This is a genomic window from Sphingomonas sp. CCH9-F2, assembly GCF_001556735.1.
Classification (GTDB): domain Bacteria; phylum Pseudomonadota; class Alphaproteobacteria; order Sphingomonadales; family Sphingomonadaceae; genus Sphingomonas; species Sphingomonas ginsenosidimutans.
The window spans coordinates 24,854-47,913 of the sequence record NZ_LSJO01000676.1; the positions used below are offsets into that span (position 1 = coordinate 24,854).

General features: G+C 67.8%; 25 protein-coding genes and 1 tRNA gene. 10 read left to right on the top strand and 16 right to left on the bottom strand.

Annotated elements, in window-relative coordinates; genetic code table 11:
- Window positions 1–57 precede the first annotated feature (57 nt).
- The 13 genes from AX685_RS19340 to AX685_RS19400 all read right to left on the bottom strand — a co-directional run bounded on the left by AX685_RS19340 (window position 58) and on the right by AX685_RS19400 (window position 12,597).
- Window positions 58–819 carry a tyrosine-protein phosphatase gene (locus tag AX685_RS19340; protein WP_066491664.1) on the bottom strand — a complete coding sequence of 254 codons (762 nt, stop codon included), beginning with the start codon at window positions 817–819 and terminating at the stop codon, window positions 58–60.
- A 103-nt stretch (window positions 820–922) separates the two neighbouring features.
- Window positions 923–1,960, bottom strand: a complete 1,038-nt coding sequence (locus tag AX685_RS19345) for an alcohol dehydrogenase catalytic domain-containing protein (protein WP_066491666.1) — start codon at window positions 1,958–1,960, stop codon at window positions 923–925.
- 14 nt (window positions 1,961–1,974) lie between these two features.
- On the bottom strand, window positions 1,975–2,718 hold the full coding sequence (locus tag AX685_RS19350) for an SDR family NAD(P)-dependent oxidoreductase (RefSeq protein WP_231792315.1): 744 nt from the start codon (window positions 2,716–2,718) through the stop codon (window positions 1,975–1,977).
- 4 nt (window positions 2,719–2,722) lie between these two features.
- The gene (locus AX685_RS19355; protein WP_066491670.1) at window positions 2,723–4,021 is read right to left on the bottom strand and encodes an acyl-CoA dehydrogenase family protein; all 1,299 of its coding nucleotides are present in this window, start codon (window positions 4,019–4,021) and stop codon (window positions 2,723–2,725) included.
- A 69-nt stretch (window positions 4,022–4,090) separates the two neighbouring features.
- Window positions 4,091–4,750 (bottom strand): TetR/AcrR family transcriptional regulator, encoded by a 660-nt coding sequence (locus tag AX685_RS19360; RefSeq protein ID WP_066491675.1) that lies wholly within the window; start codon window positions 4,748–4,750, stop codon window positions 4,091–4,093.
- A gap of 46 nt (window positions 4,751–4,796) precedes the next feature.
- Window positions 4,797–6,344: an acyl-CoA synthetase gene (locus tag AX685_RS19365; protein WP_197418716.1), complete on the bottom strand. Its 1,548-nt coding sequence runs from the start codon at window positions 6,342–6,344 to the stop codon at window positions 4,797–4,799.
- Window positions 6,341–6,859: a hypothetical protein gene (locus tag AX685_RS19370; protein WP_156445944.1), complete on the bottom strand. Its 519-nt coding sequence runs from the start codon at window positions 6,857–6,859 to the stop codon at window positions 6,341–6,343. The genes AX685_RS19365 and AX685_RS19370 overlap by 4 nt, the downstream gene beginning before the upstream one ends.
- Window positions 6,850–7,938, bottom strand: a complete 1,089-nt coding sequence (locus AX685_RS19375; RefSeq protein ID WP_231792316.1) for a zinc-binding dehydrogenase — start codon at window positions 7,936–7,938, stop codon at window positions 6,850–6,852. Before AX685_RS19375 ends, AX685_RS19370 begins: the two co-directional genes overlap by 10 nt.
- A complete protein-coding gene (locus AX685_RS19380; RefSeq protein ID WP_066491681.1) occupies window positions 7,935–8,468 on the bottom strand; it encodes a cupin domain-containing protein in 534 nt (177 codons plus the stop codon). The genes AX685_RS19375 and AX685_RS19380 overlap by 4 nt, the downstream gene beginning before the upstream one ends.
- Before the next feature lie 11 nt (window positions 8,469–8,479).
- Window positions 8,480–9,280 (bottom strand): SDR family NAD(P)-dependent oxidoreductase, encoded by an 801-nt coding sequence (locus AX685_RS19385; RefSeq protein WP_197418717.1) that lies wholly within the window; start codon window positions 9,278–9,280, stop codon window positions 8,480–8,482.
- The gene (locus tag AX685_RS19390) at window positions 9,277–9,507 is read right to left on the bottom strand and encodes a hypothetical protein (protein ID WP_066491683.1); all 231 of its coding nucleotides are present in this window, start codon (window positions 9,505–9,507) and stop codon (window positions 9,277–9,279) included. Before AX685_RS19390 ends, AX685_RS19385 begins: the two co-directional genes overlap by 4 nt.
- A 1-nt stretch (window position 9,508) precedes the next feature.
- Window positions 9,509–11,854, bottom strand: coding sequence for a TonB-dependent receptor (locus AX685_RS19395; protein ID WP_066491684.1), 2,346 nt, complete (start codon window positions 11,852–11,854; stop codon window positions 9,509–9,511).
- Between the two features lie 92 nt (window positions 11,855–11,946).
- Window positions 11,947–12,597 (bottom strand): TetR/AcrR family transcriptional regulator, encoded by a 651-nt coding sequence (locus tag AX685_RS19400; protein ID WP_066491685.1) that lies wholly within the window; start codon window positions 12,595–12,597, stop codon window positions 11,947–11,949.
- 374 nt (window positions 12,598–12,971) lie between these two features.
- Here AX685_RS19400 and AX685_RS19405 point away from each other — a divergent pair, with 374 nt between their 5' ends.
- From AX685_RS19405 to AX685_RS22100, 3 genes are all read left to right on the top strand, one after another.
- Window positions 12,972–14,156 carry a tyrosine-type recombinase/integrase gene (locus AX685_RS19405; protein ID WP_066491720.1) on the top strand — a complete coding sequence of 395 codons (1,185 nt, stop codon included), beginning with the start codon at window positions 12,972–12,974 and terminating at the stop codon, window positions 14,154–14,156.
- Between the two features lie 274 nt (window positions 14,157–14,430).
- Window positions 14,431–14,670: a helix-turn-helix domain-containing protein gene (locus tag AX685_RS19410; protein WP_156445945.1), complete on the top strand. Its 240-nt coding sequence runs from the start codon at window positions 14,431–14,433 to the stop codon at window positions 14,668–14,670.
- Between the two features lie 114 nt (window positions 14,671–14,784).
- Window positions 14,785–15,552: a hypothetical protein gene (locus tag AX685_RS22100; RefSeq protein ID WP_156445946.1), complete on the top strand. Its 768-nt coding sequence runs from the start codon at window positions 14,785–14,787 to the stop codon at window positions 15,550–15,552.
- Between the two features lie 1,082 nt (window positions 15,553–16,634).
- Here AX685_RS22100 and AX685_RS19415 read toward each other — a convergent pair.
- Window positions 16,635–16,724: transfer RNA gene (locus tag AX685_RS19415), tRNA-Ser, on the bottom strand.
- Window positions 16,725–16,850: 126 nt separating this feature from the next.
- Here AX685_RS19415 and hspQ point away from each other — a divergent pair.
- The 4 genes from hspQ to AX685_RS19435 all read left to right on the top strand — a co-directional run bounded on the left by hspQ (window position 16,851) and on the right by AX685_RS19435 (window position 18,685).
- Entirely contained in the window at window positions 16,851–17,228 is a 378-nt protein-coding gene (gene hspQ, locus AX685_RS19420; protein WP_066491688.1) for a heat shock protein HspQ, read from the top strand.
- A gap of 128 nt (window positions 17,229–17,356) precedes the next feature.
- On the top strand, window positions 17,357–17,653 hold the full coding sequence (gene rplU, locus AX685_RS19425) for a 50S ribosomal protein L21 (protein ID WP_066491690.1): 297 nt from the start codon (window positions 17,357–17,359) through the stop codon (window positions 17,651–17,653).
- A 27-nt stretch (window positions 17,654–17,680) separates the two neighbouring features.
- A complete protein-coding gene (gene rpmA, locus AX685_RS19430; RefSeq protein WP_066491693.1) occupies window positions 17,681–17,950 on the top strand; it encodes a 50S ribosomal protein L27 in 270 nt (89 codons plus the stop codon).
- A 174-nt stretch (window positions 17,951–18,124) separates the two neighbouring features.
- Window positions 18,125–18,685 (top strand): GNAT family N-acetyltransferase, encoded by a 561-nt coding sequence (locus tag AX685_RS19435; protein WP_066491694.1) that lies wholly within the window; start codon window positions 18,125–18,127, stop codon window positions 18,683–18,685.
- A gap of 48 nt (window positions 18,686–18,733) precedes the next feature.
- Here AX685_RS19435 and AX685_RS19440 read toward each other — a convergent pair whose 3' ends face one another.
- Complete coding sequence (locus AX685_RS19440; protein WP_082741102.1) at window positions 18,734–19,585, bottom strand: metal-dependent hydrolase; 852 nt, start codon at window positions 19,583–19,585, stop codon at window positions 18,734–18,736.
- 57 nt (window positions 19,586–19,642) lie between these two features.
- On the opposite strand from AX685_RS19440, the gene AX685_RS19445 reads away from it, so the two are divergent.
- The 3 genes from AX685_RS19445 to obgE all read left to right on the top strand — a co-directional run bounded on the left by AX685_RS19445 (window position 19,643) and on the right by obgE (window position 21,742).
- Window positions 19,643–20,251 carry a TetR/AcrR family transcriptional regulator gene (locus AX685_RS19445; protein ID WP_066491699.1) on the top strand — a complete coding sequence of 203 codons (609 nt, stop codon included), beginning with the start codon at window positions 19,643–19,645 and terminating at the stop codon, window positions 20,249–20,251.
- Window positions 20,252–20,257: 6 nt separating this feature from the next.
- Window positions 20,258–20,572 (top strand): hypothetical protein, encoded by a 315-nt coding sequence (locus AX685_RS22105; RefSeq protein WP_197418719.1) that lies wholly within the window; start codon window positions 20,258–20,260, stop codon window positions 20,570–20,572.
- A 123-nt stretch (window positions 20,573–20,695) separates the two neighbouring features.
- Window positions 20,696–21,742, top strand: coding sequence for a GTPase ObgE (gene obgE / locus AX685_RS19450; protein WP_066491700.1), 1,047 nt, complete (start codon window positions 20,696–20,698; stop codon window positions 21,740–21,742).
- Window positions 21,743–21,749: 7 nt separating this feature from the next.
- Here obgE and AX685_RS19455 read toward each other — a convergent pair whose 3' ends face one another.
- Window positions 21,750–22,883, bottom strand: coding sequence for a hypothetical protein (locus AX685_RS19455; RefSeq protein WP_066491703.1), 1,134 nt, complete (start codon window positions 22,881–22,883; stop codon window positions 21,750–21,752).
- Between the last annotated feature and the right edge of the window lie 177 nt (window positions 22,884–23,060).

The following is a 23,060-nucleotide window of genomic DNA, read 5'->3' on the forward strand; positions in this document are numbered from 1 at the left end:
TCCGCGCCGCCCGGCGATACCATCCCCCCCCGTCGACGTCGACGCGGCCCCGGCGACCTATCCCTCCAGCAATATCGCGCGCATCCGGGCAAGGTCGGCATCGTCCACGCCGAGTTCCTCCACGCGATAGCGGTCGAACGACCCGCACCGTTCGTCGATGGCGGCGAAGGCGGCGGCAAGATATTGCGGCACGACCGTCATCATCGCGGCGACCACCCGCGACGATACGTCCACGCCGCGCGCGAAGCCGGTGTCGCCCAGCAGCCGCGCGGTATCCAGCGCGGTCGCGGTGGCCAGGAAATCGCGCTCGATCAGGTCCGGCGCCACGCCCAGCGCGCGCAGCACCAGCGCGGCGCCCACCCCGGTGCGATCCTTGCCCGCCGAACAATTGACGACCAGCGGCACCCGTCCGTCCACCAGCCGCCGGAACATCGCGCGATACATCACCCGGTGCTTGAACGGCAGTTCGCGATAGAGCGCGATCATCGCGTCCCTGCCCTCCTCCTCGCTCGAATCAGGGCGATCAAGCAGTGCGCGGAGCGTGGTGGTCGGCTCGGTATCGTCATCGACCAAGAGGTCGCACGTATCGTCGAACCAGCGCGTCGGGCGCTCGTCGCGCTCGGCGCGGGTCCGCAGGTCGCAGATCGTGACGATGCCCAAAGCGCGCAACCGCTCCTCATCGTCCGCAGTGAGATGCGACATCACGCCGGACCGGAACAGCCCCCCGCGCACGACGCGACGGCCATCGACCGTCGGATAGCCGCCGAAATCGCGAAAATTGTGGCCGCCGGCCAGCGGAACCAGTCGGTCGTCGTGCATCTCGATCCTCTCGGGCGCCGTTGCGGCGAATCGCCGGTGCTATAGCGTCGGCACGGCGGTGCCGGCACGCCGCATCTCGCCGGACGATGATGACGATATGAGGTCAGGGGACCAGGATCATCTTCAACGTGCCCTCCTCGCGCGCGTCGAACCTGGCATAGGCCTGCGCGCCTTGCGACAGCGGCAGCACGTCGGTGACGAAGCGTTCGGGGTGCAGCCGGCCCTGCTGGATCAGCGGGACCAGCTCGCCGAACTGGCGGGCCACCGGGCACATGCCGCTGCGCAGCGTCAGTCCGTTAACGAACACGCGCGCCATCGGGAATTCCATGCGCCGGTTCATGTTGACGCCGATGATCGATACGCTCGCCTGCTTGCCGGCAAGGCGCACCGCCAGCGCGATCGTCTTTTCCAGTCCCACCGCCTCGACCACGCTGTCGGCCATGCGGCCGTCGGTGGCGTCGCGGATAACGTCCGCGGCATCCTCCGGGCCCAGCGCGATCGCACCCAGCGAGGCGGCGACCGCGCGCCGCTCGGCCACCAGATCGATCGCGAAGACCGTCGCGGCCCCCAGGACGAATGCCGCCTCCACCGCCATCAGTCCGATCGGCCCCAGGCCGACGATCACCACGGTGGCGCCGGGCGCGATATCGGCATTGCGACACCCGAACCATGCGGTGGGCAGATTGTCGGTCAGCATGATCGCCTGGTCGGGGGTGATTCCCTCCGGCATCGGCACCGCGTTGAAATCGCCGGCGGGCACGCGCATCCCCTCGGCCTGGCACCCCTGCAGCCGGCTGCTCAGGCCGTAGCAATATTCGACGTCGTTGCTGCATTTGAGCACGTTGCCCGCCAGGCAATGGACGCACGCGCCGCACCCGACCGAGGCGGGGATCAGCACGCGGTCGCCGGCTTTCAGCCGCGTCACCGCGCGGCCGGTCTCCACCACCTCACCGATCGCCTCGTGCCCGATGCAGAAACCGGCATCATCGCGCAGCTTGTCGCCGTGATAGATGTGCAGGTCGCTGCCGCAGATGCCGCAGCGGTCGATCTTCACGACGATGTCGCGCGCATCCTCGATCCGCGGATCGGGCATGTCGCCGTAGCGGACGTCGCGCGGGGCGACATATTGCAGGGCCTTCATGGTGCGTCCTTCCGTCAATATTGCGAGCGACAGGTGCCACCGTCGCAGCGGATCGTCGTCGCGGTGACGAAGCTGGAGGCGGCGCTGGCAAGGTACAGCGCGGTGCCGACGATCTCCTCCGGGCGGCCGGGGCGGCCCAGTGCGTTGCGCGCCGTTTCGCGATCGACGTCGGCCCATGCCTTCGAAATGTCGGTCAGGAACGGTCCCGCGGCGATCGCATTGACGCGTACCCGCGGCGCATATTCGTGCGCCAGCGACGACGTCAGCGCCAGCAGCGCCGCCTTCGCCCCGGCATAGGGCACCACCTTGGGCGACGGTTCCAGCGCGGCGGTGGACGAGGTGAAGATGATCGAACCACCGTCGCCCTGCGCCATGCGGTGCGCCACCGCCGACGCCAGCCGGAACGGCCCCTTGAAGTTGAGCGAGACGACCGAATCGAACAGCTTCTCGCTGATCTCGTGCGAGGACATGGCGGGCGACATGCCGGCGTTGGCGACCAGCACGTCGATCCGCCCGAATGCGGCATAGGCCGCGTCGATCAGCCGGTCGACCTCGTCCCAGCGCCCGGCATGGGCCGCGATCGCCAGCGCGCGGCGCCCCTTGTCGCCGATCTCGGATGCCACCGCCTCGCACGCGTCGATGTTGCGGCTGGAGATGATGACGTCGGCGCCCGCATCGGCGAAGGCCAGCGCCATCTCGCGCCCCAGCCCGCGCGACCCGCCGGTGATCAGCGCGACCTTGCCCGCAAGGTCGAACATCGGATCAGCCATCGGCCTGCACCAGTTCGTCGATCGTGCGCATATCGTATCGGGCGCGCGCCGCCGCTTCCTGCCGCGGCAGGTGATAGGCGGGGAACAGCTCGTCGGTGGCGGAATAGGCCTTCAGCGTCTCGCGCGCGACGGTGACCTTGTGGACCTCGGTCGGTCCGTCGGCCAGGCCCAGCATGAACGAGGTCGCGACCTGCGCCATGAACGGCATTTCGTGGGTCAGCCCCAGCGAACCGTGCAGGTGCAGCGCGCGCGCGGCGACGTCGTGCAGCAGCTTGGGCATCGCCGCCTTCACCGCGGCGATATCGCGTCGGACGCGGCGATAGTCGTTGTGCTTGTCGATCAGCCAGGCGGTGCGCAGCACCAGCAGGCGGAACTGCTCGATCTCGATCCAGCTGTCGGCGATCTTCTCCTGCACCATCTGCTTGTCGGCGAGCAGTTCGCCCTTTGTCACGCGGCTCAGGACGCGCTCGGCCATCATGTCGAACGCCTTGCGCGCCTCGCCGATGGTCCGCATCGCGTGGTGGATGCGCCCGCCGCCCAGCCGCGTCTGCGCGATCGCGAACGCCTGCCCGCGCTCGCCCAGCAGGTTCCCGGCGGGCACGCGCACGTCGTGGTAACGGATATAGGCATGCGCGTGGACGCTTTCGCCGTACCAACCCACGTCGCGGACGATCTCCACCCCCGGCGTGGCGGTGGGGACGATGATCATCGACATGCGCTGATGCGGGGGCGCGTCCGGTTCGGTCACCGCCATCACGATCAGGAAATCGGCGAACCGCGCGTTGGAGGAGAACCATTTCTCGCCGCTGATGACCCATTCGTCGCCGTCCAGCGTCGCGCTGGTGGTGAAGATCAGCGGATCGGCCCCGCCCTGCGGCTCGGTCATCGAGAAGCAGGAGACGATCTCGTTCTCCAGCAGCGGCGCCATCCAGCGGGCCTTCTGCGCCGGCGTGCCGAAATGCGCGAGGATCTCCGCATTGCCGGTATCGGGCGCCTGCGTTCCGAAGACGACCGGACCGAAGCGCGAGCGGCCGAGGATTTCGTTCAGCAGTCCCAGCTTGACCTGGCCGAACCCCTGCCCGCCCAGTTCCGGCCCCAGGTGACACGCCCACAACCCTTCGCGCCGGACGATCGCCTGCAGCGGCCGGACGAGGCGCACGAAGTCGGGATCGTGGACGTTCCACTGGCTGCCGAGCACGTGGTCGAGCGGCTCCACCTCCTCGCGGACGAACCGCGCGACCCAGTCGAGCCGTTCCTGAAATGCCGGATCGGTTTCGAAATCCCAGCCCATCCGCGGTCCTCTCCCTGCGATGTCTCCTGGCAGCGGACCGTAGCGTCGGGCATTCTTAAAGCAACCGCTTTATCCGTTCGGGTCGCGTTGTCGCAGGATGGTGGCGGTCGTCGTGAAGATGCCCTGCGTGACATCGGCGCGTCCCCAGAACGGATGCGCATCGCCGCGCACCGCGTCGCAGGCGGCCTCGCGCGCGGTGAAGATCGCCTGCAGCGACAGCGTGGCGAAGACGATGCGGCGATCGACCTCCGCTGGCGGCACGTCGCCCAGCAGCCGGCGGACATGCTGCGTCGCGCGCTGGTAGCCGACGGCATGGCGGTCGACGATCGTGCTTTCGAACAGCTCGCGACGCTCGCCCATGATGTTGCTGATGAAGCGATGATAGGTTTCGAAATCCTCGGGATCGCTGCGCAGGTCCAGGCTGGGCTGAACCAGCGCGCGGACCACGTCGTCCAGCGTCACCGCGCCGGCCGCCTCCGCCGCGTCCAGCATCATGCAGCGATGCGCGTCGATCGCCCGCGCGCCATCGACCAGCAATTCGCGCAGCAGGTCGTCCTTGGTGCCGAAATGATAGTGGACCGCGGCGGTGTTCCGCTGGCCGGCCGCGACCGCCACTTCGCGCAGGCCGACCGCGCTGATGCCGCGGGTGGCGAACATGCGGCGCGCCACACGCTTCAGTTGCGTGCGCGTCGCGGTCGCCCGCTGCACCTTCGATCCCGATGTTGCCATCGCCGCGCCTTAGCGGTCCCGCGCGACGAAGGGAAACGGCGCGCGCTCATGCCCCGTTGCGCGCCTGGTCCCGCAACTGCGCCTTCAGGATCTTGCCCGCCGACGACAGCGGCAGCTGCGTGCGGAACTCGATGCTGCGCGGACACTTGTAGCGGGCGATCCGATCGCGACAATGTTCGATCAGGTCGTCGGCCGTCGCCGGCGCGCGCAGCACGACGATCGCGTGCACCGTCTCTCCCCAGCGATCGTCGGGGCGCCCCACCACCGCGCATTGCGCGACCGCGGGATGATGCGACAGCGCGCTTTCCACCTCGATCGAAAAGACGTTCTCGCCGCCGGTCAGGATCATGTCCTTCAGCCGGTCGACGACATGCACATAGCCGTCGGCGTCCATCCAGCCGACATCGCCGGTGTGCATCCAGCCGCCCCGCAGCGCCGCGGCGGTCTCGTCGGGGCGATTCCAGTAACCGCGCATCACCGCGTCGCCGCGCACGACGATCTCGCCATGCGTGCCGGCCGGCACCTCGCGGTCGTCGGCGTCGACGATCCGCATCTCGATCGCCATCACCGCCCGGCCGTTCGAGCGGACATGCGCGGCGTGCCGGTGGTCCGACGGCTGCAACAGCGCGACCGACCCCGACGTCTCCGTCATCCCGTAACCCTGCACGAAGCCGACGCGCGCCATCGCTGCGATGGCGCGGTCCATCAGGGCCGGCGCGATCGGCGCCGCGCCGTAATAGACCCGCTCGACACAGGAAAGATCGTGCTGCCCGAATGCGGGATGATCCAGCAGCGCCTGCAGCATCGTCGGCACCAGGAACAGGTCGCTGACGCGATGTTCCGCGATCGCGGCGATCACCGCGCCGGCGTCGAACGCCGGCAGGAAGACGTGCCGCGCGCGGTTGAGCAAGCTGGCGAGCAATCCCGACAGCGCGCCGACGTGGAACAGCGGCGCGGTGTGGAGCATGCACGCCCCCGGCGCGCTCTCCCCCGAGCCGGCAAGGCACATCGCATAGGTAAGCAGCGCGCGATGCGACAGCATCACGCCCTTCGATGCGCCGGTCGTCCCGCCGGTGTAGAGCAGCGCGGCCAGATCGTCGCCATGGCGCAATCGCTCGTCCGCTTCCGCCGCCGCCGCGACCAGGTGGTCGAGATCGTCGAACCCCTCCGCCACCGCTCCCGATACGATGACCGGCGGCAACTGCGGCATCGCGTCCCGGATCGCGGGCAGCAGCGGCAGGAAGCCGTGATCGATCACCAGCACGCGCGGCGCGCTGTCGGTCAGGGCGTGCGCGATCTCCGCGGCGGACCAACGCGTGTTGATCGGGACCAGCACGCCCCCGGCCCAGGCCGTGCCGAACAGCAGGTCGACAAACACGTCGCCGTTCGGCGCCAGCAACGCCACGCGGTCGCCCGGTTCGACGCCGCGGCCGGCCAGCACGGTCGCCACGCGCCGCACCCGGCCCACCACCTCGTGCCAGCGGCGCACGCGCGTGCCGTCGATCGTCGCGATGCGATCCGCGCCCTCGCGCAGCGCGCGATGCAGCGGCTGGGTCAGGTGCAGCCCGACCGACCCTGTCGTAGGCGCGGTCATGCGCCCGCCCCGCGGCGCATCGCGACGATCCGGCGGCCGGCCAGCACCACGCCGCCGAAATAGACGGTCGCGACGACGATCGTCAGCAGCACGCGGTCGAACCGCTCATGCTGCTGCAGCAACGGGGCCGCCAGGACCGTCACGTACAGCATATAGGCGCGGTTGATGACGAGCGGCAGCCAGCCGAGCAGCTGGCAGAAGATCGCGGCGACGATGACGGCCAGCGCGGGGACGGCCCCGACCGCCCCTGCCGCGACGATGCCGGCCTGCAGCAGCCACGCGGTCGCTGCCCCCGCGAGCGCGCCGACGCACAGCACCGGCAACGCCTTGTCGTCCAGCATGTCGATGTTCCCGAAATACCACAATATCAGGAACCCCGCGTACAGCGGCGCCAGGCCCAGCGCGGCGCCCAGCACCAGGAAACCGGCGATCAGCACGACCACGCCCAGCGTGATCCCCGCCGCCAGCGCGATGGTCAGCGGCGGCGCGGGCGCCGCCCCGGCCGTCACTGCCATGGCCGCACCACCACCTTCACGGCGTCGTCCGGGGTCGCCAGCCGCCGGAACGCGGCCGGCGCCTCATCCAGCGCGACCGCGCCGGTCAGGAACGCATCGGCGTCGATCTCCCCCTCCGCCAGCGCCGCCAGCGTCTCCGCGAACTCGTCCGGCGAATAGGCGAAGACGAAGCTGAAGCGCAGCTGCTTGTTGATGGCGATCACCGGCAGGATCCGGTCGTCCTCCTGACAGGCGCCGACCACCACGACATGCGCGGTCGGCGGCGCATTCTCGATCAGCGACTGCAACATGCCCGGCACGCCGACGCATTCGAAGATGATCGCATCCCGCAGGCTGCGCCCGGCCAGTTGCGCCGGCCCCAGCGATGCCAGCGTCGCGGGCACGTCATGGCGTTCCCATTCGCCGTGCGGCGACGTCGTTGCGGGATCGACGACGATGTCCGCCCCCAGGCGTTCGGCACGGGCGCGCCGCGCGGGGGAAAAATCGCTCGCGATCACCGGTCCGACCCCGCGGCGCTTCAACGCGACGATCACCGCCAGTCCGATCGGCCCGCACCCGACGACCAGCGCCACGGACCGCGGCGTCGGCGCCGCGACCGCCACCGCATGGGTGCCCACCGACAGCGGCTCGGTCAGCGCGGCGGCGTCGGACGACAATCCGTTGGCGACCGGCAACAACAGCGCCTCGGTCAGCACCACGCGCTCCGCGAAGGCGCCGCGGTAGCGGGTGGAAAAGCCGATCAGCTCCGGCCCCAGCGGACCGAAGGCGAACGGCGTGGAAACGACGCGCGTGCCGGGCTTCAGCCGCCGGTCGCTGCCCGGACCGTGATCGAGGATCTCGGCACAGAATTCATGCCCCATCACCAGATCGCAGGTCGGGTCGATCGTGTCCGCGGCGCCGGACCGAAGGCCGATCGCGACGCCATGTTCCAGATGATCGACCGCGTGAAGGTCCGATCCGCAGATGCCGCACGCCAGCACCCGCGCCACCACCTGCCCGCCGCCCGGCACGGCATCGGGAACGTCGGCGACCTGAAGCGTGGGGCCGCGCCGCACCAGCGCGCGCATCGTCGCGCTCATCGTGCCGCGGCCAGCTCGTGCGGCGGGCGCTGCGTGGCCCATTTGGGGCGTTCGGCTTCCAGCGCGGCGACGGTCTTGTCCCAGAAGGCCGCCGTCTTGCCCAGGAAGCGGATGTCGAACGTGTCGGCGGTGCGGAATTCCAGCACCTCGACCCCGTCCGGTCCCGGTTTGTAGTTGTACGGCACGTCGCGCCCCACGAAGAAGCCGTCACCCGCGCCCAGTTCCTCCGTGCCCAGCCGCAGCGATCCCGCGATGATGTAATAGAGGCAATCGGCGTTGTGGCTGTGCAGCGGCAGCGGGAAGCCGCTCTTGAACCAGGCATAGGTCAGGCTCATCCCCGGCATCGCGAACAGCAGCTTGACGACATTGCCCTCCGACGCGCCGGCCGCCTCGGCGCGGGTGATCCCGTCGATGATGATGTCGGTCAGTCCCGACGTCTCCATGCACGACGTCTCGCTGTAATCGGGCGCATCGGCTGCGCGATAGACCTGGAAACGGGGGGTGTCGCTGGTTTCGGATGGGACTGTCATGATCGCTCTCCTCACACGTTCTGGGATGCCGCCGCTTCCATGCGGGCGCGCAGATCGGGCTGGCCGGTATGGGCCGTCAGCCCGCCGTCGACCGGGATCGCCGCGCCGGTCACCGCGCTCGCGTCGTCGCTGGCCAGGAATGCGGCAACCGCCGCGATCTCCTCGGGCCGCGCGAACCGGCCGGCGGGGACGACCTGCTCCCACTCGGCGCGCAGGCCGGGGATCGCATCGACCCCGCTGGTCAGGATCGGCGTGTCGACCGGGCCGGGGCAGACGGCATTGGCGCGGATGTTGTCGCGCGCATGGTCGATGGCCAGGCTGCGCGTATAGTTGATGACGCCCGCCTTGGCGGCATTGTAGGCGGTGAAGCCATAGTCGGCATGCAGCCCGCTGGCCGAGGCGGTGTTGACGATCGCGCCGCCGCCGCGCGCCTTCAGGTGCGGGATGACCGCGCGGCAGCCGTAGAACACCGCATCCAGATTGACCGCGACGACCCGCCGCCATTGCTCGATCGCCAGATCGGGGGTCAGCCCGTAGCAGCCGATCCCGGCGTTGTTGTACAGGATGTCGATCCCGCCGAACGCCGCCGCGGTGTCCGCCGCCAGCGTCTCCATCGCTGCCGGATCGGCGACGTCCACGGGGCGGAATGCGGCGCGCTCCCCCAGTTCGGCGGCCAGTGCCTGCCCGCGCTCGACGTCGAGATCGGCGACCATCACCGCCCCCCCCTCGGCCTGCACCCGCCGCGCGAACGCCGCTCCGATCCCCGACGCCCCGCCGGTCACGATCGCCACCTTGCCGCCGAAGCGCATCATCTCTCTCCCGCCGGTAGGGTTCTCAGCCAGGCCGGAAGGTGCCGGGTCACCTCCGCGGCCCACGTCCAGTGGCCGCATCCGCCGAACAGGATCGCATCGGACAGATGGGGCACGATCGCCCGCATCGCCACGATCATGTCCAGTCCCGGAACCACCGGCTGGCCGTCACCTTCGACCGTGGCGCCCAGCCTGATGCCGTTCGCGGCGGTGAGGCGGGTCGCCGTCACGTCAGTACCGCCAGCCCAGCGTCACGCCATAGGTCGCCGGTCGCCCGGCCATCCGCCACGCCGTGTCGCCCTGGAACGTCGTGTTCCAGTAATATTTGTCGAAGACGTTGCGCCCCCACAACTGGGCACGCAGCTTCCCGTCCTCGGTTTCCACCCCGGCGCGCAGATCGACGAGCGTGCGCGCGTTGATCGACAGGATCGCCGGATCGCCGAAGGTGGAATTGGTGGCGCTGTTGTAATTGGCATTGGCGCCGACGGTGGCCTTCCACCGCTCGGTCAGCGGCCATTGATATTGCACGTCGCCCATCACCTGCCATTCCGGCGTGAACGGGAACGGCGATCCGGCATAGCTGCCGAAGGCCCCCGTGCCGTTGTAGCCGGTGAATTCGATGATCCGGCTCTTCACCCACGTACCCGACAGGTTGGCGGTCAGCCCGGTGCCGCGCGGGGTCCACACGATCGCCGCCTCGGCGCCGTACAGCTCCGATGTCGGGATGTTGACCAGCTTTTCGAGCAGCCCGAAGATCGGGTCGAGGATCCGCCCGCGAACCTGCTTGTTGCGATAATCATAGTAGAAGCCCGCGCCGTTCAGCTGCAACGTGCGCTCGGCGAGCGGCAGCTTGAACCCCGCCTCATAGGCGAGCAGCGATTCCTGCGTCGCCGGCAGGAAACCGGTGAACGACGATGCCGGCACCGTCGGGAAGCCGCCCGCCTTCCACCCCTTGGAGATATTGGCGTAGACGATCGCGCGGCTGTCGAACGTATAGGTCAGCCCCCCGCGCCACGACACATTGTCCTGCGACAGGCGATCGGTGACCAGCCCGGGCTGGAACGTCGGGCTGAACGTCAGGCACCCGCCCGCCGGGATCGGCACCAGCGGCGGCGCGCCGGTGAACACCTGGGTCAGGACGTTGAACGACAGATATGTCGTCCCGTCGGCGTCGTAGCCGCAGCCCCGGAAATCGCGAATATTGCGCGTATAGCGCACGCCGCCCTGCGCGGTCAGCCGCGACGTCACGTCATATTCGAGGTTCGCGTAACCGGCATAGCTCTTGACCGCCTGTTCGGTGAACACGCCCGATCGCGTCAGGATCGGCAGACCGGGGATAATGACGTTGCTGCTGAGATCGTCGGTGCGCAGGATCTGGCTTTCGCGCGCGCGATCGCGTTCGTAATTGGCGCCCAGGATCCAGCGGGCGGGGCCGGTCGTGCCCGTCAGCCGCAGTTCCTGATAGAAGCTGCGCACCCGGCCCGGGGTATAGCTGTCGAGCTGGCGAAACTGCGTACCGTCCAGGTCCTGGTACGAATTGGTGGTGAAGCGCAGCCATGACGAGATCGAGGTCAGCTTGACCGAATCCGTCAGGTCCCAGTCGGCGCGCAGCGATCCCTGATAGAAATGGTCGTCCCGGCGCATCGGCCAGTCCGCGCTCCAGTTCGCGGCGCGGGCATTGGCCGGTGCCGGCGGCACCGCCAGCACGCGGGCATAGGCGTTGCCGGGATTGTACGGCGTATGGCCGATCAGCTGCGGCGCCTGCACGTCCGACGTGTCGGACCAGGCGTTCAGATTGGCGGTCACGGTCAGCGCACTGTCCGGCCGCCAGACGAAGATCGCCCGCCCGCTCACACGGTCCGCACGCCCCAGCGTGTCATCGCGGGTATAGTTGCGCTGCCAGGTGCCGCCCTGCTCGGTCTTCATGCTGATCCGCGCGCCCAGCGTATCGGTGATCGGGCCGCTGACGAAACCGGAGGCGTCGAACGCGCCGAAGCGACCCAGGCTGGCGTCGGCGCCGGCGGCGAACTGCTCGCCGGGCTTGGCGGAGATATAGTTGATCGCGCCGCCCGTGGCATTCTGGCCGTACAGGGTGCCCTGCGGCCCCTTCAGCACCTCGACGCGCGCGATGTCGAGGCTCGCCCCCTCGGTCAGGATCGCGAACGGCAGCGGCACTTCGTCGACATAGACGCTGACGGCGGGCGAGGCGGACAGCGTCGATTCATAGAAGCCGACGCCGCGCAGCGTGTAGACCGGGGTGGCCACCTGGCTTTGCGTGAAGGTCAGGCCGGGCACCAGCTTGACCAGATCGGCGGTGCTGGAAATCCCCTGCGCGGCCAGCTGGTCGCCGCCGATCGCGGTGATCGACATCGGCACCGAGTTGACCGATTGGGCACGCCGCTGCGCCGTGACGATGATGTCGCCGGTCCCCGGAGCGGCGTCGGCCGGCGCGTCGGCGGCCGGCGCCGGCACGGCGACGCCGCTGCCGCTGCCCTCGACCGTCTGCGCCATCACCGGTGCCGCCGCCAGCGCCCACCAGGCCGCACCTGCGCACAACACCGCCTTCGAATATGCCATCGGCTGATCCTCTCCTGATCGGCCGGCGCATTCATGGTGCCCGGCTCGCGACCGGTAGAGCACCAATACCTTTTCTAGTCAATATCAACCAATCACGTCTGACTAATTTTCGAATGCGCCTCGCAGTAACGCCGATGGCTCAGCTTCATCTCCTCGATCGCGGCGTTGATGACGTGCCGGTTGCTGCCCAGCCGATGCTCGATGATGAGGCCCCGCGCGCTCGATACGAGCAGCCATCCGCGCGCGACCATCGCCTCCGGCTCCGCCAGCCCGCCCGCGGTCGCCAGCGCCCGCAGCTCCTCCGCGATCTCCGCCTCCACCTGCGCGGCGACGGGCTGGATCGCGGCAAGTAGCTCCGTATCCCAGCGCGCGGCGTTGAGGATATCGGTGAGCGCCAGGCCTTCCGGCGTCGAATGCGTGTCCCAGACGATTTGCGCGTAACCGGCCAGTCGCTCGAACGGATCGTCGATGGCGTTGGCGCGCTCCCGTGCTGCGTCCATTACCGCACGCATCGTCCGCTGCGCCGTGGCGATCGCCAGGTCCAGCCGGGTCGGGAACTGGTGCAGCACCGATCCGCGCGACAGCCCCGCTTTGGCCATCACGCTCTCGATCGTCATCGCGGCGAAGCCCGATTCGACGATCCGCTCCACCGTCGCCGCCAGGATACGCTCGCGCGTGGCGGCGCCCTTGTCCGTCAGTCGGCGCGTCGGGCGCTTGATATAGGCGGGGTCGCTGTTCTGCATGGGCCGATCTGACCCGTTACGCCGCGCAATTCAATCGCCGGGTTCGGCCGGGCGAACGCCGGAGGAAGCGATACGCACCGCGCCGATGACGGCAGCGACGCCCCTGCACCCGCCGGGCGGATGTGTCCGGTTCTGCAGCAGGTGCCGCCGCGCGAAAGCCGCGCTTCCGTGGCCTTTCGGGCATGACAGCAGCGTATCGGGAAACGGAATGGCGGAGAGGGTGTCTGCCGGACCCGTGTCCGCGCTGAATCGCCCACGATCGCTAATCCCCTGAAGAACCGGAGTTCTTACCCGGTAGCTTGCCGCCCCCGACCTTCCCTGTTCGCCCACGACCGCTCAAAACTGTGGGGTCAACTGTAGGGACGGAGACGATCATGGGAAAGCTGAACACCCTCGCCATCAAGGCCCTGACCGCGCCGGGACGCTATGCGGACGGAGACGGGCTGTATCTCGTCATCAAGGGCAGCGGCTCGCGGTCTTGGGTGCTGTTGATCCAATGGAACGGTCGGCGTCGAGAGTTTGGTTTAGGGTCCGCGAAGACGGTGGGCGTCAAGGAAGCCCGTCAGAGGGCCACAGAGACGCGTCGGCAGGCCGAGGCGGGTACGGACCCGGCAGAAGCCAAACGGGCCTCACGAAGAATCCTAGCGGCCATGCCGACCTTTCGCGAGGCAGCGCTCGCTGTCCACAGCGAGCGCGAGCGGTACTGGAAGAACCCGAAGCATCGGGCGCAGTGGCTCTCGACGTTGCAGACCTACGCATTCCCTAGCATCGGCGGGACGCCGGTCGATAAGGTCGCCGGGCCAGCGATCCGCGACCTGCTCGCGCCGATCTGGAACGACAAGCCGGAGACGGCGCGGCGCGTTCTTCAACGGATCAAGACCGTGCTCGATTGGGCGCACGCCAAGGGTCACAGGGCGGAGGAAGCGCCCCTGCGATCCGTCAAGACCGGGCTGGCACGGCAGACCACGCGACCGGGCAATTTTGCCGCGCTCCCGTACCAGCAGGTGGAAGGCCTCATGGCCAAGCTCATTGGGAACGACACGGCGGGCCGACTGGCGTTGCAGTTCGTCATCCTGACGGCTGCGCGATCGGGTGAGGTGATCGGCGCGACGTGGGAAGAAATCGATTTTGCTGGGGCGTTGTGGACCATCCCCGCCAGTCGCATGAAGGCCCAGAAAGAACACCTTGTGCCGCTCTCGCCCGCCGCCCTCGCCGTGTTGCGGGTCGCAGAGAGCATGCGGAAGGGTATCGCGGGTGAGCCAGTGTTCCCCGGACCAAGCGGCAAGCCCCTGAGCGACGCCACGATGCGGAAGGCGTTGAGAACTGCGGTCGGCGGGACGTGGACGGTCCACGGCTTGCGATCCAGCTTTCGCGATTGGGCAGCGGAGGCGACGACGTTCCCCAGCGAGGCGGCAGAGGCCGCACTGGCCCACGTCATCCCGAGCAAAACCGTCAAGTCGTACCTTCGATCGATCTACCTCGATATCCGACGGACGATGATGACCGATTGGGCGACGTTCGTGGGGGCGGGCGCGCCGCCGATGCTCAAGGCCGCATAACTGCCGGTCCTACTCCCTTCCGGTTTTTTCCGTTTTACCGGGTACTTTGTACCGTTCCATACTGCACATTTTATATATCTGGATTTGATGATGATGTTGAAAAGTAATATATAAATGAAGAGTTACCCGGTAAAACAGAAAAAACTGAGACATACTGAAGGCGGAGGTGGCGTACTTCAGTAAACTGCAGCTGCTACAACTACCCGGTAACTCGGCCAGTGGCGGCTGACAGCGGCTCCGATCGAACGTAGATGGTGTGTCGGAGGCGAACACCATGACCAACATCTACAACTTGCAACGTGACACATCGACCAGCAGCGGCAGCGGGGACCGGCTTGGCCGCCTCGCGTACAGCGTGCCAGAGGCGTCCGCCGCGATCGGTATCGGCAAGACCAAGCTGTACGCGCTAATGACGGAAGGCGTCCTGCCGTCCACGCTCATCGGCAAACGCCGCCTCATCCGTGCCGCCGATCTAGAAGCCCTCATCGCCGGACAGTTTGGCCGACCAACGTAACCGCCGCCGCCTGGGCTACGCCATCGCCATGTCGCTGAGCGCCGGACAAGGAGGGTCTGGCCATAAGGTCCAGAGCGCTAGGTCCGCTCCACTGGCACGTGGTATGGAATCCGCATGAACGATAGCCATCTGGACCTTTCCCGCGAAACCATTCGAGCAGCTGCGATCGATCCGTCACACGTTGCAGCGCGGCTGAGTTTTGCAAAGTTCACCGCAAACACGTTCAAGAACTTGGGCGAGAAATTGTTTGTCTGCGGTCATATACTTGGCCCCGACCGACGCGACGGCGTTTCACCGTTCGGGCATGGCGACGATGCCGTGGTCGCGGTTTCGATGCTGCTACGCATTGGTAGTGAGCTTGTATCAGGATGTGCGGACCTTGTGGACAGGGGCCGTCACTATGCGGGCGCAGCACTTGTGCGTCAGCTTGTCGAGGTGGAATATCTGGCATGGGCCTTTGAGAAAGATGATGAAGAATGTCGCCGCTGGCTTCGAAGTACGCGGGAGGAGAGACATTCGTTTTTCACACCCGCCAAGCTTCGCAAGGCGGCCGACGGTCATTTCAGGAGCGCCGATTACGGCTTTCACTGCGAGTTAGGTGGCCATCCCGTACCGGGATCGTGGCGACTGCTGAATGACGCTGAAGCGGTAGGCCAGTTAATGCTTTCCGACTGTCTTGGCCATTCAACACATATTTGGAACCATTTCCTCGGATGGGGCAAACACCACACTGTTGGCGATAAAACGTTCGCCGACTTGGTCTTCGGGAACGATGCCAACCGCACAGTCGTGGAGATGCGTAACCGCCATGATGAGTGGAAGCGGCGGGATGGTCTGACCCAGTTGCCGCCACCTCCGGCGAGCAACGTGGCGAATGCATGACAGGCCCGCTCCTAGCCGGAACGACGCTTTACGACTGGAACAACCGATGTTCGGTGATCGAGAATGGGCTGTAGCTGCCGTTGACCGCTGCCGTCTGTAGCGGCGGTCGCCAGCGGGGAGGGGCGCGACCCCAGATGACTCCACTCGGGACGCAGTTCCACGGAAATCGACCTTGTCACGACAACGTCATTGAACCCGCCCCTCAATTCGACGTAACAGTCCCCTGTCGCTCCGACTTTGAACGGGAGGAGTGACCCGCAATCGGCGGCGAACACAGGCTCTCGGCCATACGGTCGGGCGGCCTGCGAAATACAACACCTTCGGGGAATACGCGGGAGGCGTGTTCCTGTGTTCGCGTCGTTCAACCGACCCGACTGGCGGGGCGGTGCGGCGAACACGGGGACTTACATGCCTTTAACCCTTGTTGCTGCGCTGGCGATCCAAGCGTCAGCCCCAATGCCCTCGCCGTGCGAAAAGCTGCTACGGAGCTTCGCAGAGAACGAGGTAGCGTTCACCATCATCGACGATGCCAACCAGTCGATGCTCAAGGCCGATCAAACCTATGCGAACGCTACTGGCGACCTGAACGTCGTGTCTCGTCGCCTACGCGCGATAGCCGACTCACACGAGAAGTTCTCGCAGAATGGGGACCGCATCGTCCCGCTACTCGCTGGACAGGGCTGTCCTTTGCCCGACCATGTAGCCAGCCCGACGACGTTCCGCGCTGACGTACAGGCCTGTACCGCCGCGAAGGGGGCACCGAACGAGGCCAACGTTTGCGGGTACGTCGCTCGCGCCGTTGCAGCTACGATGGCGAGGGCAAGACCAGCGGTGCCTGCGCGGCGCTCACGGCGCTGAGACCACGCGCCTGCCTGATGCAGATATAGAACCGTCCAAGAACTCAGCAAAATGCCGCGCAATGCCGGGCGCATGATTGCATCGGTCGTGCGCCCCTAGCGCTAAAAATGCATGTTGCCCTTCACAGGCCGGGCGGTCGCAACCCGCGTGTGGGGAAGGATGAGGGGAACATGACCCGCGCTTCGCGCTTTATCGATCTAATTCAACGATTTATCGTGGGTAAGTGGCGGAGAGGGTGGGATTCGAACCCACGGTACCCGTGAGGGCACAACGGTTTTCGAGACCGTCCCAATCGACCACTCTGGCACCTCTCCGCGGAGGGACGCCGGGGCCGTGGAAACGGCGGCCGGCGGCGATCGAGCGGCGCCCCTAGCGCGGTCGGGCGCGGGACGCAAGCGGGTCGACGTTGTGCGCTGCGATTTCCGCATTAGATAGGGGGCATGATCCGTACGCATCTGTCGCCCCCTGCCATCGCTCTGCCCGAGGCGCCCGCGGTGGCGCATGCCCGCTTCTCGATCGGCGACGTCGTCCGCCATCGCATGCTCGACTTCCGCGGCGTGGTGTTCGACGTCGACCCCGTCTTCGCCAACAGCGAGGAATGGTATCAGTCGATCCCGGAGGGGCTGCGCCCGCGCAAGGACCAGCCGTTCTATCACCTGCTCGCCGAGAACATGGAATCGACCTATGTCGCCTATGTCAGCCAGCAGAACCTGGTGCATGACGACAGCGACGAACCGGTCGATCACCCCGCGATCGCCGGGCTGTTCGATCGGCGCGCCGACGGCGGCTACGGCCTGAAACCGCTGCACCGCCACTGACCGGCGCGCCGCGGCGCCGCGGTGGCGGGATAGCGGTTGACACGAATCGCCCCATCCCTTAGCAGCCGCGCTTCTCCCGTGAAGGTGCGCCCTTTGCGGGTCATGATATTTGGGAAGTGACAAGAGCCATGTTCGCAGTCGTGCGCACGGGCGGCAAGCAGTATCGCGTCGCCGCCGGAGACAAGATCGTCGTCGAGAAGATCGAGGGCGAGGCCGGCGCGTCGGTGACGCTGGGTGACGTGCTGCTCGCGGGCGAAGGCTCGGAGCTGAAGGACGTCGCCGGCCTGACCGTCGCCGCCGAGATCATCGCCCAGGCCAAGGGCGAGAAGGTGATCGTTTTCAAGAAGCGTCGCCGCCACAACTATCGTCGCCGCAACGGCCACCGCCAGAACCACACGATCCTCAAGATCGTCTCGGTCGGCTAAGCCCACAGCAGCGCAGGAGTATTCGCAATGGCACATAAGAAAGCAGGCGGTTCGTCGCGCAACGGTCGTGATTCGGCCGGCCGTCGCCTTGGCGTGAAGAAGTTCGGCGGTCAGGAAGCGATCGCGGGCAATATCCTCGTGCGTCAGCGCGGGACCAAATTCTATCCGGGCCGCAACGTGGGCATGGGCAAGGACCATACCCTGTTCGCGCTCGTCGACGGTCGCGTCGTGTTCCATGACGGCAAGCTTGGTCGCAAGTTCTGCTCGGTGGACATGATTCAGGCCGCGGCCGAATAACATCGGGCGACCATGCGGGTTGCCCTCCAGGGCGACCCGCCGGTTCCGGGAACGGAACCCCGCCAGACAAGGGAGACGGGTCGCCCCGGCTCCCTTTTTTCTTGCTCCCTCCCCTGCCCTGTGTCGCGCCCACGTCATCCGCGCGTGGCAGCGGCCCGATCGAGGAGACGGAGCATGTTCGCGTTGACGCCCCGACTGACGTTACGGCCCGGCTGGCCGGAGGACGCGCCCGCGCTGGCGCGCGCGATCGGGCATGAGCCGGTGGTCCGCAACCTGTCGCGCGCGCCCTGGCCCTATGGCGTGGCGGATGCGGCGGCGTTCCTCGCGCTGCCGCGCGGCGCGCACGAACCGCGGTTTCAGATCTGCGAACGGTTCGGCGATCACCGGCTGATCGGCGGCATCGGCCTTCACCTGGAGGCGCATGGCGACTGGGAACTGGGCTATTGGCTGACCCCCGACGCCTGGGGCCGCGGCTATGCGACCGAGGCGGGGCGCGCGGTGCTCGACATGGCGCGCCACGCGCTCGGGCTGAAGCGCGTCGTCGCGCGGCACTTCGTCGACAATCCCGCTTCAGGCCGGGTCATGCGCAAGCTGGGCTTTGCGCCCACCGGCACGCGCTCGCGCCTCCCCACGCTCTCGCGCGGCGGCGAGGTGGAGTGCGTCGACTTCGCGATCGACCTGCGCGGCGATGGCGAAGCCGCCGACGACCCGTCGAACATGCCGATCGCCGCCTGACGACCGCTGCCCCCCGCGCCACGACCGGCGCGGGGGGCATCAGCATGGTTACGCCGCCTGCGGCATCACCGCCGCTTCATAGTCGCTTTCCGCCAACCCGATCAGCGCGCGGTCGTCATGCTTCCACGGGTGGAAGCCGGGCAGGAAATAGGCCAGCCACACCCCCGCCATTTTGCGCGCCATGCCGGGGCGGCCGAACGCATACCAGGCCATCCGCGCCCACACCTTCGGCCCGGTCAGCCCGTCCTGCCGCAGCAGCTCGGCCATGCCGCGCGCGCGGCCCTTCAGGAACTGCCAGCTGGTCAGCCACATCACCAGCGACTTGACCCACCAGCGGCGGAAGCGCGGCCAGTCGCGCGTCGCGTGCAGCCAGGTGTCATAGGCGACGCCCTTGTGCTCGATCTCCTCGGCGGCGTGCCACAGCCACAGCGCGCGCGCCTGCGGATCGGCGCCCTCCAGATGGCGCGGGTCCGCGATCAGCGCATGCGCCAGCATCGCGGTGAAATGCTCCAGCGCACAGGTCGCCGCCAGGCTGCCGATCGGCGGCCTGCCCCTGGTCAGCGCCAGCGCGGCATCGACGTCGCGGTCGAGCAGCGTGGTGTCATATCCCTGGTCGGCGACATGGCGGTTGAACGCGACATGTTCGCGCGTATGCAGCACCTCCTGCTTGATGAAGGCGTTGATCTCGCGCTCCAGCTTGGGCGGCGTGCCGTCGCGGAAGCGGCGGACGCTGTCGACGAAGAAGCCCTCGCCCTTCGGAAACGTCACCGACAGCGCGTTGTAGAAGGCAGTCGCATAGGGATCGTCGTTGAGCCACCAGCGCCGCACCTGCCCGTCGCGGGCGAAGCGCCGGTCGCGCGGGGTGATCGTCAGGTCGGCGGGCGTGGTTGCTTTCGCCACGGAAACCTCCAGTAAGGGTAGGGACAACAAACAATAACTGACAAGAGTGTAAGTTACGTGACCGCCACCGCGCTTTCAACCCCCCGCCGTCGCCTGACGCCCGAAGCGTCGCGCGACGCGGCGCTGGATGCGGCGCGTTCGCTGCTGGTCGAATCGGGGCCGCAGGCGGTGACGCTGAAGGCGGTGGCGGCGCGGATCGGGCGCACGCACGCCAACCTGCTCCACCATTTCGGCTCCGCGGACGGCCTGCAGAAGGCGCTGATCGAGCGCATGGCGACCAGCATCGTCGGCACGATCCGCGACGCGGTCCACCGCTCGCGCGCGGCGCGCGACCCGGCGGAACTGGTCGACCTGGTCTTCGACGCCTTCGGCCGTAACGGCGCCGGGGCGCTGGCCGGGTGGATGATCCTGAACGGCAACCACGACGCGCTCGATCCGATCCTCACCGCGATCCATGATCTGGTCGAGGATCTGTCGAAGGACGAGGATCGTCCGAACGTGCCGATCCGCGATGAAACGCTGCATCTGGTGCTGATGGCGCTGGGCGACGCGCTGCTGGGCGCCCCGATGGCGCGCGCGCTGGAACTGCCCCGCGACCGCGCGCGCGCGATCGCGCGGCAGATGCTGCTGGCGGACCATCTGGACGGCGTCACTTCCGCCACGTGACGCTGATTGGGCGAAGGCCGCGCAGGCCCGCTTGCGACCGTTCAAAAAGCGCGGCATTTTTCCATCATGACAGCGATCATCTACCTATCGCCCGGTGACGAGATGCCCGACCATGGGGACCAAGAGCCGTGGTTGATCGTTGAGGCATCAGACGATGGGCGGTTTTTTGGGACAGGTGCAGCGTGGAAGCCGAGCGGCGCATGGGTCGGCTATGGCTCGCTGCCCGAGAACGACAGGACCTTGGCCGAAGCTTTGGCAGCTGCAGAGCGATGGGCCGATAAATACGGTGTTTCCACGATCTGGGTTCAAACTGCGCCTTAGGTCCGCATCCCACCAAAACCAGTCGTAGACTACTCCACGAGAATCCCGCCGCCGCAAACCCACCTCGCCCCCCCTCACACTCCGATATCGCTTTAACCGCGCCGAAGCGGTAAGGCGCGCGCCATGCATTTCCTCGATCAGGCAAAGATTTTCGTCCGCTCCGGCTCCGGCGGTCCCGGCGCGGTCAGTTTCCGGCGCGAAAAGTTCATCGAATATGGCGGGCCGGACGGCGGCAACGGCGGCAAGGGCGGCGACATCATCTTCGAGGCGGTGGCCGGCCTCAACACGCTGATCGACTTTCGCTACACCCAGCATTTCCGCGCGCCGCGCGGACAGGGCGGATCGGGCAGCAACCGCACCGGCGCGGGCGGCGACGATCTGGTCATCAAGGTGCCGGTCGGCACGCAGGTCCTCGCCGACGACGAGGAGCGGACCCTGCTCGCCGACCTGACGCGCGTGGGCGAGCGGATCGTGTTCCTGCGCGGCGGCGACGGCGGGCGCGGCAATGCCAGCTACAAGACGTCGACCAACCGCGCGCCGCGCCAGCACGGCACCGGCTGGCCGTCTGACGAGGCATGGGTGTGGCTGCGGCTGAAGCTGCTGGCGGATGCCGGGCTGGTCGGGCTGCCCAATGCCGGCAAGTCGACCTTCATCAACGCGGTCACCAATGCGCAGGCGAAGGTCGGCGCCTATGCCTTCACCACCACCCGCCCGCAACTGGGCGTGGTGCGCCACCACCAGCGCGAATTCGTCGTCGCCGACATCCCCGGCCTGATCGAGGGCGCCGCCGACGGTGCGGGGATCGGCGACCGCTTCCTGGGGCATATCGAGCGGTGCCGCGTGCTGCTCCACCTGATCGACGCCAACGACAAGGATGTCGCGGAAAGCTATCGCATCGTCCGCGACGAACTGAACGCCTATGGCGGCGGACTCGACGAAAAGCCGGTGGTCGTCGCGCTCAACAAGATCGACACGCTCGACGACGAGCTGATCGCCGCGCTCTCGGCTGAGCTGGAGGAAGCCAGCGGCGGCCCGGTCATCCCGCTGTCGGGCGTCAGCGGCGTCGGCGTCGACTGGGCGCTCGACCGCCTGCTGGAGGCGATCCCCGCCAACGACCGTCCGGTGGAGGACGATGGCGAGGAAGACGAGGTGCAATGGTCGCCGGTGTAACGCCCCCTTACCGCCAGCTGTTCAGCGCCGGCGCGTAGCGGTCCGGCAGGATGCGCAGCGGTGGCGGCGCGCCGAGGATCGCCCGCGCGCGTTCCAGCGTCGCGGCATCGTAATAGGGTTGCCGGAAACCCGGCTGAACGGTGATCAGCATCGCCGATCCGACCGGCAGTCGTTCCAGATCGCGGCGCCACACCGCCGCCAGCGCCTCGGCATCCTTCATGCAGATCGCCGCCCGCTCGATCAGGTCGCGGTTGGGCGGCGGCGCGTAGCGGCGGCTTTCCGGCGAAGCGGCCTGGTCGATCCGCGCCAGCAGCGCCGCCGCCTCCGCGGTCCTGCCCAGCCCGTGCAGCACGCAGGCGCGCACCGTGTCGAACTGCACCATCGCGCCCGGCACGACCTGCGCGCGCTTCGCGACCGTCGCGAACGCACGCTCGGCGCGGTCGAAATGCGGCGACGCCTCCGCATAACGCCCCGCCAGCGCCAGCATCGAGGCGGCCTGTAGCTCGGCGTTGATCGCATAGGGGGACGCGCCCAGCCGCGCCGCCGTGTCGTCGAGCGTGGCCACCGCCTCGTCGATACGCCCCTGCTCCGCCTGCGCGCCCGCGAGGGCCAGCGACATGCTCGACCATTCGGAACGGTCCCAGTCGTTCTTCAACGGATGGACGTCGCGCTCTTCCCGCAACAGCGCGATCGCCTCGGGCCACCGTCCCGCATCGCGAAGCGCCGCGACATATTGCAACAGCGCGCGCACCCGCGTCCGCACCGCGCCCTGCGCCGGCTGCGCCGCCCGGGTCCCGGCGCGGCCCTTCTCCCATGCGGCGCGCGTGCGTGCGATCATCGCATCGCGCAACGGCGACACATCCTCCCCGCCCCAGCGCGTGATCGCATCGTGCAGGAACGCCAGCCGCCGGTCGGCCAGAATCGCGATGACCGGCGCCAGCGTATCGAGCGGCACCGTCTCCCACCGCGCCGCACCGGCAAGCGGCCGATAGCGCAGTTCGCCGATCCCCTCGCCTGTCTGCAACTCGACCGCGCTGTCGACGCCATCGATCTGCGCGGTGCCGCGCACCGTCTCCGCCGCTGCCGGCGGCATGCCGATCATCGCGACGATCCCGATCGCCGCCCAAGTGCCCCGCTGCATGTTCTGCTCCCGTCCCCTGTTTCGGCATGTGGACAAGTTCGTCGTGGCACGTCGTCATCCGTGACGCTAGTCAGCCGACATCATGTCGCTGTTCCCGCCTGCCACCTGCCCGCGGCTGATCGTCAAGATCGGCTCCGCCCTGCTCGTCGATCCCGACGGCGGCGTGCGGCGGGCGTG